The sequence below is a fragment of the Chloroflexus aurantiacus J-10-fl genome (assembly GCF_000018865.1).
In the GTDB taxonomy this organism is placed as follows: domain Bacteria; phylum Chloroflexota; class Chloroflexia; order Chloroflexales; family Chloroflexaceae; genus Chloroflexus; species Chloroflexus aurantiacus.
Genome location: NC_010175.1, coordinates 3,703,197 through 3,719,633, shown reverse-complemented (window position 1 = coordinate 3,719,633; position 16,437 = coordinate 3,703,197). Strand labels below are relative to the sequence as shown.

The window sequence follows — 16,437 nt, the reverse complement described above, 5'->3', positions numbered from 1 at the left end:
GCCTACGGCGTGAGATTACCGCCACCGAAATCATCGAAGGCAGCACCGACAGTGTCGAGGAACCAGACCCCGATCCGGCCGCCGGTACCGACGTAGCGGTTGCTGGCTACCGGTCGCGTGTCGGCCAGACCAATTGATTCGCAGCGCACGAAGACTTCAACAGTACCGTCGGCGTGCGCACGGGCACCGAGGGTGTCACCGGGTTGGAGCACCGCCGGGAAGGTGGCGATGGTCAGGAAGCCCTGCCCGCGTACCAACGCCTCAACCACCACTTGCTGATTGAGCGCATCGTAGCTGACCAGAATGGCACCGTTTTGCCCCTGATTGCCGTTCACTTTCAAGGCCAGCGTGTGATGCTGTCCCGCCGGATTGATGTTCGTCAGGCGCAGATAGGCTTCCTGATCTGGCCCAAAGACGGTTGGCCGCCACCAGGCCAGACCACCCTTCTCTACCGTCACTGCATTATTCTCGATGCGGTATTGATCACTCTGGGTTGCCCCACCCCAGTCTCGCCCCAGGCGGCCTGGGGCGCGGTTGAATGTATCGAGGGGAGATAGAGCCGGAAAGGAACTCACCTTGACCACCAGGGTCTGGGTTGGTTCAACATTGCCGGCACCATCGCGGGCAAAGAACTCGACGGTATACGTGCCGTCACTACTGAAGGTGAACGGCCCGGTGTAGGGCTGGAAGCCGCCGCCGTTGATCTGATACGCGATCTCGACAACGCCCGACCGATCATCGGTTGCGGTGAGCGTCACGGTGGCGCTGCCCGCATAGCAATCAGCCGGACAGAGCGGGTTATTCGGCCCGCTGACCGTCGCCGTGGTCGTTGGCGGTACTCCGTCCAGGTCGAGACCAACCACGATTGGATCGTGATCTGAGGTGCGGTAGAAATCGGGGGCGTACAGGCTACTGATCTGACCCGCCGACTTGAAATTGGTGTTGTAGTCGAGGACCGACGGTTCATCAGCATTGATGTGCCACTCGGCTATGCCGGCGATCTGGGGACTGAGGCTCGCATTTGCCAGCGCATAATCGAGATAGCCCCACTGACCGTTGAAGACATACGAGTAAGCATTCGCGCCCCCAAAGCGCTCAACCAGGTTCTCGTACCCCTGCGTCTCAAGGGCACGGATGGGGTCCTCTTTAGCGTAGCTGTTCAAGTCACCGATGATCAGCACGTCAGGATCGTTGATTCCGGTCGGATCACTCGCCAGCCAGGCCGCCAGCGTATTGGCGGCATTGGTGCGCACGATGTTGCAGTTGCCCTGGCCGTCACCGGCATCCGGCGCATCACAGGGGCTGCCTTTGCTCTTGAAATGGTTGACACTGACCACGAAGCGGGCACCGCTCGCATTCACCTCAAATGCCTGGGCCAGCGCTGCCCGATTGCGCGGTGCGCTATCACCGCCGGTGATGAAGGCGGGTGTATTGAGCGCCGCCGTCTGACCGACCGGTGTGACCAGAGCCGGCTGATAGATAATCCCCACCTTGATCGCATCGTTGCCGAGCGCATCAACCTGACCGGTCGCGGCATCAACATCGATGAAGGCATAGGTTCCCGGCGCTGTCGCACTGTTCAGCCGATTAACCAGATCGGCAATCGCACTGGCCGGGCCATAGCCGTCGTTCTCAACCTCCATGAGGCCCAGGACGGCCGGGTTGAGCGCAACAATCGTCGCTACCGTCTTGGCGGTCTGGCGGGTAAATTCGGTCGCATTCTCGGCCCCACGGCAATCGGTCGGCCCACCGGTAAGACCATTGGTACAGCCGCTGAAGGTGTTGAAATAGTTCAGCAAATTCATCCCGACCACGGTGATGCTGCCGCCAACCGCCGGCGGTGTCGTCGGACGTGGGTTCTCGGCGACGAAGACCGGGACGCCGCCACCCGGCGTCAAATCGCTCAAATCACCCACCGGCCGTACCCGATACGCATTCCCGCTCGCCGCATTACCGGCCCAGGTGTAGGTCATCACCCCAACCAGTCCGGTCACGCTATCGCCACCGCGCAGGGTATTGGCTGCACTCAACGGATTGCCACCACGCCCAAACAGGATCGGGTCGGGATTTTGATTCTGCAAGTTGTCGTCGACAATGATACGATTGAGGTCATTCGCAGCCTGTAACGCACTGGCCAGCGGCCCTGGCGGGAAGAGGCTGGTCGGCTGGTAGAGGCGTTCCGCTGCCGACATCACCACCTGACCGAAGCGACCGAGCTGGAAGTGTTCGGTCACTACCAGTTTCATCGGGAAACGCACCAGCATGCCTTCAAACCGTTCGAGATAGTCGGCTGCGGGGAAGGGCATGGCTACGTCAGTCGGGTCGATGGTACCACTGCCGACAACCGTGATTTGGGTTGCACTAATCTGGGTTTGGCCTTGAAATTCACTGACCGTGCCACGCACCTGAACCAGATTACCCAGAGCCACGTTGTTGTTGTTGCCGTTGAAGACAAAGATGCCTTCGGACGTCAGCGGATCGCTGTCGGCATCGGTTGCCTCTTCCTGCACGTAGAAGCCGCGCAGGTTGGGTGAAGGGCCTTCAAAATCACCCACGACCACACCTGCTACCAGCACCTCTTCACCGGCACAGGGTGAGGTGTCGGTTGTGCCTTGTATCTGGTGAATGAGGGTTACATTCGGCACATCAGGACAATTGCCCATCATCGGCGGGGGTGGCGGTGGACTGCTACATGGATTGGCAGGACTGCTCGTGTTGCGCGGATTGGGCGATCCGGCGCTGAAATCGCTTGCGTTGTTGTCAGTATCGACACAACCGTTCGTATTACGCAGGGCTGCCGTTGTATTACTCAACGTCGGTGCCGGCGCGCCCTCGAAGAAATTGGCACTCCCATAACCGACCAGATCAATGATCAGGGCCAGTTGCGCCGGCGAACAGGGGGTCGAGCCGCCGTTGCATGCCAGACCACTCGTGCTGTTCACGAGCGCAAATTTCCCGGCTGAGGCACTGGCATTGATTGAACCGGTTGCGTCCGGTGTCGGTAGCGGGCTACCGGTCGCCCCGCCGGACAGTTGCACCAGATAATACTGGCCAGGAGCCAGCGATCCACTGAGCAACACAATTGGGTTACTGCCAAAATTGCCCGTCCCGGTTGCACTGGCGTACTGAATCGATAGACCGCTCAGGCTAACCGTTGTCGTACCGCGATTAAAAATCTCGACAAAATCGTTGGTATACGGTGCGCCACTGTTGCCACCGCCTCCATAGACCTGGCTGATCACCAGATCGGCACTGACTGCGCGTGCCACCGGTGTTGATACACCGGCCTGCACCGCAATCAGGGCAACCACCAGCGCGAGATACATCCAGTGGCGCGTCCAACCTGCAATCCAACGCATAACATTCACCTCATACAATTCCAAACAAGCGACATCCACCGGTAAACCGGCCATGCGGAGGGCAGGCGAGGGTGAAGTGCAGGAGAGCCGCAAAGCAATGGTTGAGTCATCAGGCATCGCCTATGATAGGTGAAAATCTTGAACGGCACGTTAAGGGTTGTCCGAAAAATGGCTATAGTTTGATGACAGTTTTGTCAGATGGCAGGTGAATAAGTTGTCAGGAAAGGGAGAACAACCGGTGTGAGTTCGCCCCCTCTGTGCCCTCTGTATCTCTGTGGTGCAATTAACCACAGGGACACGGAGGACACAGAGGATGTTTATGTTAACCCTCTGCGCCCTCTGTGCCTCTGTGGTGCAACTATCACCACCGAGACCCGGAAGATTGTCTGCCAATTACCCCGAATTGCTCAATCTACGCTTGTCCTGCAAGCCACCGTGCGCCATGCTGTACTCAATGCACTGGCCGGTATGCAGGAGACGCACGATGGAACTATCAACACTTACCTGGACAGCCCGCCTCTCACTGTTGCGCAATCGCCTGATCTTCAAACAGACGCTACTGGTGTTTGGGATAGCAATCCTGGCCCTCGGCCTGCTGATCTTCCTCATTAGCGAAGAGAATCGCTGGCTCATCACATTGCAGGTCATGGGCATCACCACCGGCATCATCGCCGGGCTGCTCGTGATCGTGGTCGGGTTGCTGGCCCTGATCGGCTACGAACAGCAGTTTGTCCTTGATACCACCGGTGTCAGATCAACCCTCAGCGGGCGCACAAAGCTGTTCTTTCGGACAGTTCGGATTGCATCGCTGCTAAGCGGTCAGGTCACCGCCATGGGATCCGGCCTGGTCATGCGTACCAGCGACCACATCCGCTGGCAGGATGTTGAACGAGTCGAGGTTGACCGGCAACAGCGGGTGTTGACGCTATACCGCAAAAGAGGAGCACCCTTTCTGCTGGTATGTGGCCCTGAACAATTCAACACCGTGTGCGCGATTGTCCAGCAGCAGACCGGTCTCAGTGTGGGGTAGTGGTGGTTGTGGCGGGATAGGTGTTGGTGGTGCTGATAATCAGTCAGAGAGCGTGACGAGAAAGATGGGCAGCTCGTTGTTGCCCACCCGATCAACACCAAAAAGTCAAAAAGACATTAAGACAAGGAGAATGTACGGGCAAGACGCACACCCCAATCGGCGTAGACGTTAACGGGATTGAGGCCGCCGCGAGAGGCGCAACGGGCGCCGCCACGATCGCTGATCCACGAGCCGCCGCGCAGCACGTATCTAGCATCTTTGGTTCGTTTTTGCAGGTTCTCAGCAACCACATCACCGCTCAGCGGATACCTCAGATACGGGGTGCTGCACCATTCCCAGACGTTGCCCGCCATGTCTTCGGCACCACAGGCCACCGCGCCGTGGGGAAAGACACCGACGACAGAGAGCTGACCGATCCCGCTTTCGTGAGTATTTGCCCGCAGGCAGGGCACCTCATCCCACTCTCCCCACGGGTATTCCCGCCGTCCAGCACGGGGGTCAGTGGCCGGTATCACCACCGGATAGGCAGCGGCCCGCTCCCACTCGGCTTCGGTCGGCAACCGTACCGTTTCCCCGTCGTGCAGTACCCCGATCCTGTGCAGCCAGATGTCTACCCAGTGGGCAAAGGCAGTGGCCGCGTACCAGGATATAGCGACCACCGGACAGTTGCCTTCACCCGTTCGATAGCGTGTACCAGGCCAGAATCGTAATCGTGGGCGCATCTGATCAGGAGAGAGGCCATGCTGCCGGAGCAGGTGGCGTACCTCTTCCGCAGCCGCCACCTCTTCCCGACCGCCGCGCCCTGCCAGCGCGTCGAGGAAGCGCAGGTACTGGCGGTTGGTGACCGGAAAGCGGGCCAGGGCGTAGGGCTGGCGGATGTGATAAACGAATTGAGGCTTCTCGTCATCAGATTTCCCGTTGTCATCACCCATACTGAACGCCCCGGACTCGATGCGGGCCGCCCAGTAGTCGGGCTGTGTCAGATCCAGGCCGGGGCGGTCGTGATCAGCCTCGAGCCGGTCGAGCATGATTGCAGCCCGATTGCGCACCACCGGATCGGGATGCATCGCCGTGCGCCAGTCGGCGGTCAGGGCAGCCAGGGCACGCAGGCGGTCGGCAACCGCCAGCCGTTGCCTGGTCAGCTCGCCCACCGTGCGGGCATTGGCTTCATCCAGTGCCTCACCGGCCAGCAATATGGCCTCCGGATCGCCGGTTTCGCGCAACCGATCAATCATCATCTGCGCCATCTCGCGCGAGCCAATAGTGGCTTCGTGACCAATCGCGAGCAGGATCGTCTCTCGCCAGCGTCGCTCTGCCCAGCGGTCGATCAGGGCGTTAACCTTTGCTTCCTTATCGCGGCCCTGTTCGGTATAGTGGCGGGCAGCCAGATACTCCTGCAGGGTAAAGTGGGCAAAACTGAAGAGGGTGTCAATGTCGCGGGCCTGCACAAGCCCACTGTGGAGGGCGAGCTGGGCAAACAGATCGCGGATGTAGGTATCACAACGCTCATCGTGCCAGTCGGGATAGTATGCACGATAGATCGGACGTAGCAGTTCGCGCACCTGGGCCAGGGTCACTTCACGCTGTTCCTGCTCCAGCATGTGGGCAGCCAACAACTGCAACCGCAAGCGCACACTGTCATCGCTCTCCTCAAACAGCTTGACCGTCACCCCTGGCCGGTCACGGCTCAATTGCGCTTTGCGCCATGCCTCAATGGTCAACCGCACCAGCTTTTCGTAGATTTTCGCCCGCTCGACCGGCAGCGGTTCGCGTCCCTCAACCAGCACGGCCATACTGGTCAGCAAGAGCGGATTCGTCGCCATATCAAACAGGCGCGGGTTCCGTTCGAGGCTACGCCATAATTCAGCCGCCTCTGGTACCAGTCCCTCCGGGTTGAGTGACGCATCAGCTACACTGTCTTTCAGACGAAGGGCCAGGAAGAACTTGTTGAGCAGACGTTTGATGTCATCGGCATCCAACGGACGCAGATGGCGTTCGGTGAACCCCGCCAAACGGTCACTCAGCCCCTCAAAGGGGCGACTGGCCAGCAGATAGCGATGCTGCGGGTAGGCCCGTACCAGGCTGTTGATCAGATCGATGGTATGACCGCGCTCATCGGCATCACCGGTCTCGTCCAGGCCGTCAAACATCAGCAGACAGGGTGTGTCACGGTTTTGTACCCAGTCCCTGACCATCCCCGCCGGTAGATCGGGCACATCCCGCCGCAGCAGCTCGTCGAGCGCATCGAGCACCACCGTTGCCGGTACACCGACCAGATCGGCACTGGTGTATCGCCCACGCACATAGGTCATCAGCTCGGTCAGGCGGGCGTAGATCGGGAACGGGCAGCGTGTGACGAAGAGCTGCAACCGATCACGCAGGATAGCGACATCGCCTGTACGAAACGCCCGTTTTTTACGAAACGCCCGCGCCAGCATCAGCGCCCCGTAGTGCAGGGTGGTCGTCTTACCGCTACCGGCACGCCCGACCAGCAGCAGGCGGGTGGTAGTTGGTTCAGGACGTTCATCGCGGTTTACGTTAGTGCCCTTTCTCTTTTGTTGTCTATCGCGGGGTATAGCTGAAGGTTCACTCAACAGGCGAAACACCGGTCGGCTGGTCTCAACCGCCTTGTAGGCATCACGGCGCGGATCAGCCTGCCCGTCCAGCTTACCGAGCAGATAGGTGTCGAAACGCTCCATCTGCTCGCGCTCGACCACGTACAGCGGCACGTAGACCTGCTCCAGGTTCAGTTCGGGCTGTTCACGACCCAGGGCAGGGATTTTGGCCATACGCCGCATCTCCTACTCCAGTCTGAACAGGTAGCGTTCGCGAGCTGAGGACGCATGTTTCTGGCGCTCCCATTGTTCTAGCCGCTGCCTTTGACGCTCCTTCTCCCGCTCGAGTCTGGCTTCTTCCCCAGCATCGCTCTTTAGACCACCGATGATGTGGTAAATCCAGCGAAGTAGACTCTCGTACAAGCGTTTGACAATGGTAACCGCGCCAAAGATAAGCGCGGCGATGATGAACAGGCCGACAACCTGCAACGGTGGATACTGCGTAATCAACGACCACAGTTTTTCAATCGAGCATTCTCCACTGAAGAAGCCTATGATACAGATAAGAACTTCCTGCAGTGTCGGTGTCGGTTCGGAGGTGGGCAACGTGGCCGTCGGCGTCACCGCAGGCGTTGGCACAGGCGTTGCAGCCGATGGTGTCGGCGGCAGCGGGGTCTGGGCAGTCACGGTGTGCAACGCCACCAGCGCTATCACCGCTGCACCGGTTATCAGGAGCAAGGCTATGGTTCGTTTCAGCATAGGTGTGTCGTTGGGACGGCAGGTTGGCGAGTTCTTTACGGTGTATTATACGGATGTTCGAGGGTTTTGGTAGCAGGGAGTGGGGAGTGGAGACGGGCGTGCTCCATAATGATTCTCGTTCACCTTAATCCCGGCCCCCCTCCTGACCTCCCCCCGCTGGCTATCATTACCCATAACTGGTATCAACCACGTGTGTATCAGCAGGTGTGATCGCCATGGATATCGTTTTGGGCGACTGGCTCGGTGGCAATGCACCGTTCCAGCCGAGCCAGCACGTGCTGGATGGATTGCCTTACCCGCTCGTCATACGCGTGTCGCGTAGTTTGGAGTGCGGCAGCCATGCTGCCGCGCCAGCCGTGCTCACGATCCGGCGCGTGGGACGCCGTTCCCCCTCCTGGTCACAGGGATGCTGGATGTGTTCGTGACGATCATCAGGTCGGTCAGGCATGAATGCGCTACTGCGCGTAGACGTTTGGTTGTACCAGGTTCGTGCCTGCGCACCAGCAGCTACGACCAGCATCTGACAATGGTGGCGGGGATGCCTACACGCTGGCTTCCAGCCAGCGCCACGGGGAGCGCGTGCAGTCCGGCCTGACGCAGCGTGACATGTGGGTAATGCATAGCCAACTCCAGGGAGCGACCTTGGGCGACATATGCGTAGGGGCGACGCATGCGTCGCCCCTACGGAATGATGCACCGCTGGACACCCGTAGGGGCACGGCATGCCGTGCCCCCTGGCGTTTGGCCCTTGTTCCACCTCCCCCCAGCGGCTATACCTTATCCATAACTATTTTGTCAACTTCTTCGCTCACTCGCAGCCTCTACCGCATCGGGTGCAATCCTGGGCACTATTCGCGTTGCATTGCTGTAAGGTGGGTCTTACGTCATGAACGGGAAGTGGATGGGAGCAGCAGCGGTAGCCGGTGTATCAGCCTGTCGGACAGACGTTCACCCTGCGCACCATCTCATCGGCCACGGCCATCACCCGACGGCAGTGACGGGGATGGAATGCACGCAGGCTGGCAGTCTGCGCCACAGGGAGCGCTTGCAGCCCGACCTAACGCAGCGTGACATGTGGGTAATGCATAGCCGCTGGGGGGAGGAATTGTAGGGTGTATCCCCGCTGGGGGGAGGAATTGTAGGGTGTATCCCCGCTGGGGGGAGGAATTGTAGGGTGTATCCCCGCTGGGGGGAGGAATTGTAGGGTGTATCCCCGCTGGGGGGAGGAATAGCAGGGTGTATCCCCGCTGGGGGGAGGAATTGTAGGGTGTATCCCCGCTGGGGGGAGGAATAGCAGGGCGTTCCCCCTCGCCCGCACAAGCGGGGCCGAGGGCGACTACCTCATAGCCATTACTGCACCGGCAACCACGACCTGACCAAGCGCCAGGCCGCCGTCGTTTGGTGGCGCCAGGCGGGGGATCAGGACGGTGAAGCCGTCGGCGGTGAGCAGTGCGGTGAGGGTTTCCAGCAGGAACACGTTCTGGAAGACACCCCCACTTACCGCGACGGTTGTGAGGCCATGCTCATCACGCACGCGCCGGCAGGCCATCAATAAACCACGGGCTACTCCCTGGTGTACGCGCCCGGCGATGGCCGCCGGCGCTACCCCTCGTTGCATGTCATCAACCAGTGCCGCCAGCAGGGCGAGACCATCCAGCCTAAACGGCTCCTGAGCGGACGCCGCTTCACGGAGCGGCAGCGGGTAGGGCGGCTGGTCGTGATCGGCAATCTGTTCCAGGAGAATGGCCAGCTCCCCTTCGTAGCGCGCTGTTTGCCCGATCCCTACCAGCACCGCCGCTGCATCGAATAAGCGCCCCAGGCTCGATGTCCGTGGCGTGTTGAGCGAGCGTTCTATCATGCGGGCCAGCACTGTCCAGGCTGAACGATCAAGCTGTTGGACGAGTGGTAATGAAAGCTGCCAGAAGTCGGTGCCGTAGATCGTTGATAGTGCAGCCGCGGCCACCCGCCACGGCTGGCGTACCGCCTGTTCGCCGCCGGGCAGTAGCAGATGCGCCAGATGCCCGACCCGCCTGTAATCGGCGCAGGTCGCGATGAATATCTCACCACCCCAGACCGTGCTATCAGGCCCGTACCCGCTACCATCCGCCGCCAGACCAATCACCGGCCCATCAATGCCATATTCGGCCAATACCGCAGCAATATGTGCGTGGTGATGCTGCACGCCGATCTTGTGCGGGATCGCCATCGCCAGGGCAGCCTGCGTGGCCAGGTAGCCGGGATGGAGATCGTAAGCAACCACCTCCGGCTGGATGTCGAACAGGCGCTGAAAGTGGGCAATGCCTTCGTGGAATGAACGCAGGGTCGGGAGATTCTCCAGATCGCCGATGTGATGGCTCAGGAAGACCTCCCGTCCACGACCGAGGGCGAAGGTGTTTTTGAGGTGACCACCGCAGGCGAGGATCGGGCAGGGGAGTGCAGTCGCCAGGGTGATCGGTGCCGGGGCATAGCCCCGTGAACGCCGGATCAGCAATGGCCCACCGGCAGCCACCCGCACGACGCTGTCGTCACAACGCATATGGATCGGGCGATTGTGACTCAGCATCGCATCAGCAATTGGGCTTAAGCGTTGCACAGCATCGTCGTCTTCATACGCAATCGGTTCATCACTCAGGTTACCGCTGGTCAACACGATTGCCGCCGGGCGGGTCGGGCCAACCACCCTGGCGTATTCGGCCAGCAGCAGATGGTGCAGCGGCGTGTACGGGAGCATAATCCCCAGCGTCTGCATCCCCGGCGCTACCGAAGGGGCAACCGGTGCGTCTGGCCGGCGGGGTAACAGCACAATCGGACGCGCCGGGCTGGTCAGGATGGTATGCGCTACCGGATCGATGAAGCAAAGGTGGGCGGCGACTGCTTCATCGCGCACCATCAGCGCCAGTGGCCGTGCTTCGCGCTGCTTGCGTTGGCGAAGACGGCTTACCGCCGTTTCATCATCAGCAGCACAGGCCAGATGGTAACCACCCAATCCCTTCACGGCCACGATGTCGCCGTTTGCCAGGGCTGTGGCTGCCGCGATCAGCGGATCGGTGGTGTCAACCGACCAGCGCAGGTGCGGCCCGCACGCCGGGCATGCCGTTGGTTGAGCGTGAAACCGCCGGTTACGCGGGTCTTCGTACTCTGCCCGGCACTGGGCGCAGAGGGGGAAGGTTCGCATCGTGGTATTGACGCGGTCGTAGGGTACATCGAGCACTATCGTAAAGCGCGGGCCGCAATTCGTGCAGTTGGTGAACGCATACCGATAGCGGCGGTCGGCAGGATCGTTGATCTCGCGCAAACAATCGGCACAGGTGGCGGTATCAGGAGCGATCAGGGTGCGTCGCTGCGGTTGAGCCTGGCTGGTAGCAATCACAAAGCTGCGCTCACCAACCAGTGCCAGCGGCTCAACACTCACCTGATCGATCCGGGCCAGCGGTGGTGCCTCTGCGCGCAGGGCATGCACGAACGCATGCAGGGCATGCTCGTCGCCCTCGACTTCTATCGTAACCCCGTTGCTATCGTTGCGCACAAAACCGGCTAAACGCCAGCGGTCGGCCAGACCAAACACAAATGGCCGAAAGCCGACCCCCTGCACAATACCGCGCACACTGATCCGCCAGCGCCGCTGCTGAGGATTGTTCACTTCGCCTGTCATGAGTAATGCCCATCATCTTCGTGCTACCGACTGCTGGTACTACTGTAGCACAATCCAACCCGCAGAACGACTAACGACAACCGACGGTTGTGAAGTTACAACTTGCGTTATGCATCAGTAATTCTTATACTTCGTTCAAGCAATCACTTTTTTCGTTTGGATCGCCACGATTCGCGTTCGCTATCACTATTGAGCGAGGGGCGCAATGACCAGCAATGGCGCTACAACCACGGCTCATGCCGACCGTCCGTTAAACGCGCATGCGTTGCTCGAACGACTAAACGAACCGCAGACGGCTGCCGCCTTGCACCGGCTGCTCGACCACGCCGAACTGCTGGCTTTTTCGGTCGGCGCAGTGGATAGCCTCTTACAACGGGGTGACGTTATCGCCGACAACGTCGCTGCTAGCGTTCACGAATTGCGTGCCGCTCTCCCCGACGATGGTGGCGCTCTGGCTGCCCAACTAATGCGACTGTCGCGGACGCTCCCGCAACTGACTACGACTGTTGAGCAGTTGGCAACATTGACGGCCCAGCCGGCATTTCAGCGCCTGCTCGCAACCTTAAGCAAACCCGACACGCTGGCCGCGCTTGATCGTCTGCTGGCGCAGAGCGAACTACTCGCCTTCCTGGTCAGTGCGCTCGATCACCTGCTGGCGCGCGGTGATGAGCTGACCGAAAATATCCGCCTGGCGGTCGAAGAGCTGCGCACAACAATGAATGACCGCACGATCACGGCTGATAAGCTGATCGATGCCTTCATCGCGTTCCTACCCTACTTCCCCCGCCTGGTTGCCGTCGCTCCCAACTTCATCGAGGTGATCGAGCGAATCGAGCCATTTATCGCCTCGGCAGAGTTCGACGCACTGCTCGATTCGGGTGTGTTCCATCCCGATACGGTACAGCTGGTTGGGGAAGCGGGTAATGCCTTTGTCGCCAGTCGCGAGGCGTTGCGCCAGGAGCCAAAACCGATTGGTCTGTTTGGTCTGCTCCGGGCGTTACGCGATCCCGATGTGCAACGCGCTGCCGGGCTGATTGTTGAATTCGGTCGCCGCTTTGGTCGTTCGCTGAAATAGGCTGATGCACGAATTATCGATTGCGCACAACATCGTGACGATTGCCAGCGATGCTGCGGCAGAAGCAGGAGTGGATCGGATCAGCGCCGTTCACCTGCGGATCGGCGCCCTCGCTGGGGTGGTCGCCGATGCGCTTCGCTTCAGCTTCGCCATCGCCGCCGAAGGCACACCGCTGGCCGGGGCTGAACTGATTATCGAAGAGGTGCCGGTGGTCGTCTTTTGCCCGGATTGCAACGCCGAAGTGACGCTGACGAACCCACGGCTGTTCCGCTGTCCACGGTGTGATCGCCCCTGCGGTCAGATCGTTCATGGACGTGAGTTAGAACTGGTTGCACTGGAGACACCATGACCTACGAGACAAAACGGCTGATCGAAATTCGCCAGGGCGTGTTGAACAAGAACGATCAACTCGCTGCCGCGTTACGACACCGCTTTCACGCCGCCGGCGTGACGGTTGTCAATCTGCTGTCCAGTCCGGGCGCCGGCAAAACCAGCCTGCTCGAAGCGACGATGCGCATGATGCTGGCCGAGTGCCGGGTCGCGGCCCTGGTCGGCGATCTGGCTACCGACAACGATGCCCGTCGGCTGGCACGCAGTGGTGGGCTGGTACGGCAGATACAGACCGGCGATATGTGTCATCTCGAAGCCGACATCGTTGCCCGCCATCTCGCCGATTGGGACCTCAACCAGATCGATCTCCTCTTTATCGAGAACGTTGGGAATCTGGTGTGTCCCGCCGGCTACGATCTCGGCGAAGCGGTGCGCGTGGTCCTACTCTCTACGACTGAAGGTGAAGACAAACCGTTGAAGTATCCGGCGACCTTTGCCACCGCCGATGCGGTCATCCTGACCAAGATGGACCTGGCAGAACCGGTGGGGTTTGATCGGGTGAGCGCCGAGACTAATATTCGCGCTGTTAATCCTCTCGCCCCGATCATTGCCACCTCTGCCCGTAGCGAGGCCGGCCTGCAAGAGTGGCTAAACTGGCTGCGAGATCAGATGCGAACACGATCATCAAACGCAAAAACCCCATCAGCGTAGCGCTGTTTAGGGAAGTCTGGCGTCGTGAAGGAGTTGGACAGAACCGGTAGGGTTTGATCGGGTGAGTGCCGAGACTCATATTCGCGCTGTTAATCCTCTCGCCTCGATCATTGCCACCTCTGCCCGTAGCGAGGCCGGCCTGCAAGAGTGACTAAACCGGGTACGAGACCAGATGCGAACACGATCATCAAATTCAAAAACACCATCGGCGTAGCGCTGTTTTTGATAGGGAAGTCTAGCATCTTGAGAGGTGAAGGAGGCGGTTCAATGGCAACATTGCTCTGGTTACAGGGTGGCGCCTGTAGCGGCAACACGATGTCATTCCTCAATGCCGAGGAACCAAGTGCGTGTGATCTGGTCACCGATTTTGGAATTGAGATTCTGTGGCACCCGTCGCTCGGCATGGAGCTGGGTGAGAACGCCAAACGTATCTTTCACGACTGTGCCAGTGGCGCCCGCCCGCTTGACATCTTTGTCTTCGAGGGTACGGTGATCCAGGCCCCGAACGGCACTGGCCGCTACAACATGTTTGCCGACCGCCCAATGCAAGAGTGGGTGCGCGAACTGGCTGCGCAGGCCAGCATTGTGGTCGCCATCGGTGATTGCGCCTGCTGGGGCGGCATCCCGGCCATGGCCCCTAATCCCAGTCAGTCCACCGGTCTTCAGTTTCACAAGCGCGAGCTGGGCGGTTTCCTCGGCCCCAACTGGCGCTCGAAGGCCGGTCTGCCGGTGATTAACATTCCCGGCTGTCCGGCTCACCCCGACTGGGTGACCCAGATTCTGGTCGCGGTTGCCAGTGGTCGCGCCGCCGACATCGCCCTCGACGATCTGCAACGTCCGCAGACCTTCTTTACCAGCTTCACCCAAACCGGCTGTACACGGGTACAATTTTTCGAGTACAAACAATCAACGCTCGAATTTGGGCAGGGCACGCGCACCGGCTGTCTCTTCTACGAGTTTGGTTGTCGTGGCCCGATGACTCGCTCACCCTGCAATCGCATTCTCTGGAACCGCCAGTCATCGAAGACCCGCGCCGGTATGCCCTGTACGGGTTGTACCGAACCGGAGTTTCCCTTCTTCGATCTCGCGCCCGGCACCGTCTTCAAAACCCAGAAGATCAGCGGGGCGATCCCGAAAGAGGTGCCAACCGGAACCGATCCGATCAGCTATATGGCACTGGCCGCAGCCGCTCGTGTTGCTGCGCCCAAGTGGGCCAAAGAAGATATGTTCGTTGTGTAGTAAGGGGAGAAGCTGGCAATGGTTAATATCATCGAGAATCCGGCAACACTTACCGGTCGTGACTTGCGCATCAGCCCACTTGGCCGTGTCGAAGGTGACCTCGATCTGCGGGTGACCATCCGCGACGGCGTTGTCACCAGTGCGTGGACCGAAGCCTCAATGTTTCGCGGCTTCGAGATTATTCTGAAGGGCAAAGACCCGCAGGCCGGGTTGATTGTCACCCCTCGCATCTGTGGTATTTGCGGCGGTAGCCATCTGACCAAAGCCGTGTATGCGCTGGACACCGCATGGCAGACCGAGCTGCCACCCAATGCCACCCTGATCCGCAACATCGCCCAGGCGTGCGAGACCTTGCAGAGCATTCCGCGCTGGTTCTACGCTCTCTTCGCCATCGATTTGACGAACAAGAAGTACGCCCATCTGCCCGAATACGATGAAGCGGTGCGCCGCTTCGCACCCTTCGTCGGCACCAGTTACGAGCACGGGGTGACCCTCTCGAATAAGCCGGTAGAGATTTACGCTATCTTCGGCGGCCAGTGGCCTCACTCCAGTTTCATGATCCCCGGCGGTGTCATGTGTGCGCCAACGCTGGCCGATGTGACCCGCGCCATCGCCATTCTTGAGTACTGGAAAGACGAATGGCTGGAGAAGAAGTGGCTCGGCTGTTCGGTTGATCGCTGGCTGCAAAACAAGAGCTGGGCCGATGTGATGGAATGGATGCACGAGAACGAGCGCCATTACAATTCCGACTGCGGCTTCTTCCTGCGCTTCGCGATGGCCGCCGGTCTCGACAAATATGGCGCCGGGTGGAATAACTATCTTGCCACCGGTACCTACTTCCACCCCGAACTGTACGCTCGCCCCACCATCGAAGGGCGCAACGCTGCCCTGATTGCCCGTTCCGGCGTCTACGTGAACGGTCAGTTCTACGACTTCGATCAGGCTCAGGTCCGCGAAGATGTCAGCCACTCCTTCTACGAGGGGAACCATGTCTTGCACCCATTTGAGGGGCGTACCGAACCAATTGACCCGGAAGTTGGCCGGCGACAGGGCAAGTACACCTGGGCCAAAGCTCCCCGCTATCTCATCCCCGGCGTAGGGAGCCATCCGCTGGAGGCCGGCCCGCTGGCGCGCCAGGTGATTGCCGGTCGTCCAGGCGCTGCCGACTGGCAGGACTACGATCCGCTCTTCCTCGATGCCGTAACCACCGTCGGGCCGAGTGTGTTGGTGCGGGTGATGGCTCGGATGCACGAAGCACCGAAATACTACAAGCTGGTGCGCAAATGGCTCGATCAGATCAACCTGCACGAGAAGTTCTACATCAAGCCAAAAGAACTACCGGAAGGGCGTGGTTTTGGCTCAACTGAAGCTGCTCGTGGCAGCCTCTCCGACTGGATCGTTTTGAAGGACGGTAAGATCGAGAATTATCAGGTGATTACACCGACGGCGTGGAACATCGGCCCGCGTGATAGCCGCGAGGTCAATGGGCCGATGGAACAGGCGTTCCTCGGCGCTCCCATTGCCGACCCCAACGATCCGGTCGAACTTGGTCATGTGGCGCGGAGCTACGACTCATGCCTGGTCTGTACGGTACACGCCTACGACGAGAAGACCGGCAAGGAGTTGGCACGGTTCCGCATTGGTGAAGGCGCGTAGCAGGGGCAAGCGCGCAGGAACGTCTGCACCGGTACTGGTCACCATGCCGGTGCAGACGAACTCGCATTGTT

10 protein-coding genes are annotated in these 16,437 nt (G+C 59.9%); 6 read left to right on the top strand and 4 right to left on the bottom strand.

From position 1 onward, the window contains the following. Window positions 1-2 precede the first annotated feature (2 nt). Entirely contained in the window at window positions 3-3,359 is a 3,357-nt protein-coding gene (locus CAUR_RS14595; RefSeq protein ID WP_012258635.1) for an ExeM/NucH family extracellular endonuclease, read from the bottom strand. Window positions 3,360-3,843: 484 nt separating this feature from the next. Here CAUR_RS14595 and CAUR_RS14590 point away from each other — a divergent pair, with 484 nt between their 5' ends. Further along, a complete protein-coding gene (locus CAUR_RS14590) occupies window positions 3,844-4,389 on the top strand; it encodes a hypothetical protein (protein WP_015909300.1) in 546 nt (181 codons plus the stop codon). Window positions 4,390-4,505: 116 nt separating this feature from the next. On the opposite strand, the gene CAUR_RS14585 is transcribed toward CAUR_RS14590, so the two are convergent. From CAUR_RS14585 to hypF, 3 genes are all read right to left on the bottom strand, one after another. Next, window positions 4,506-7,178: an SUMF1/EgtB/PvdO family nonheme iron enzyme gene (locus CAUR_RS14585; RefSeq protein WP_012258633.1), complete on the bottom strand. Its 2,673-nt coding sequence runs from the start codon at window positions 7,176-7,178 to the stop codon at window positions 4,506-4,508. A 12-nt stretch (window positions 7,179-7,190) separates the two neighbouring features. After that, entirely contained in the window at window positions 7,191-7,703 is a 513-nt protein-coding gene (locus CAUR_RS21590) for a hypothetical protein (protein ID WP_012258632.1), read from the bottom strand. Between the two features lie 1,336 nt (window positions 7,704-9,039). Continuing rightward, window positions 9,040-11,355 carry a carbamoyltransferase HypF gene (gene hypF / locus CAUR_RS14580; RefSeq protein WP_012258631.1) on the bottom strand — a complete coding sequence of 772 codons (2,316 nt, stop codon included), beginning with the start codon at window positions 11,353-11,355 and terminating at the stop codon, window positions 9,040-9,042. Between the two features lie 205 nt (window positions 11,356-11,560). Here hypF and CAUR_RS14575 point away from each other — a divergent pair, with 205 nt between their 5' ends. The 5 genes from CAUR_RS14575 (at window position 11,561) to CAUR_RS14550 (ending at window position 16,366) form a co-directional block, all read left to right on the top strand. Beyond that, window positions 11,561-12,430 carry a helical membrane plugin domain-containing protein gene (locus CAUR_RS14575; RefSeq protein ID WP_012258630.1) on the top strand — a complete coding sequence of 290 codons (870 nt, stop codon included), beginning with the start codon at window positions 11,561-11,563 and terminating at the stop codon, window positions 12,428-12,430. 4 nt (window positions 12,431-12,434) lie between these two features. Next, window positions 12,435-12,779 (top strand): hydrogenase maturation nickel metallochaperone HypA, encoded by a 345-nt coding sequence (gene hypA / locus CAUR_RS14570; RefSeq protein WP_012258629.1) that lies wholly within the window; start codon window positions 12,435-12,437, stop codon window positions 12,777-12,779. Beyond that, window positions 12,776-13,471, top strand: a complete 696-nt coding sequence (gene hypB / locus CAUR_RS14565) for a hydrogenase nickel incorporation protein HypB (protein WP_012258628.1) — start codon at window positions 12,776-12,778, stop codon at window positions 13,469-13,471. Before hypA ends, hypB begins: the two co-directional genes overlap by 4 nt. Window positions 13,472-13,738: 267 nt before the next feature. Then, window positions 13,739-14,710 carry an NADH-quinone oxidoreductase subunit B family protein gene (locus CAUR_RS14555; RefSeq protein WP_012258627.1) on the top strand — a complete coding sequence of 324 codons (972 nt, stop codon included), beginning with the start codon at window positions 13,739-13,741 and terminating at the stop codon, window positions 14,708-14,710. Between the two features lie 18 nt (window positions 14,711-14,728). Continuing rightward, window positions 14,729-16,366: a nickel-dependent hydrogenase large subunit gene (locus CAUR_RS14550; RefSeq protein WP_012258626.1), complete on the top strand. Its 1,638-nt coding sequence runs from the start codon at window positions 14,729-14,731 to the stop codon at window positions 16,364-16,366. Window positions 16,367-16,437 lie beyond the last annotated feature (71 nt).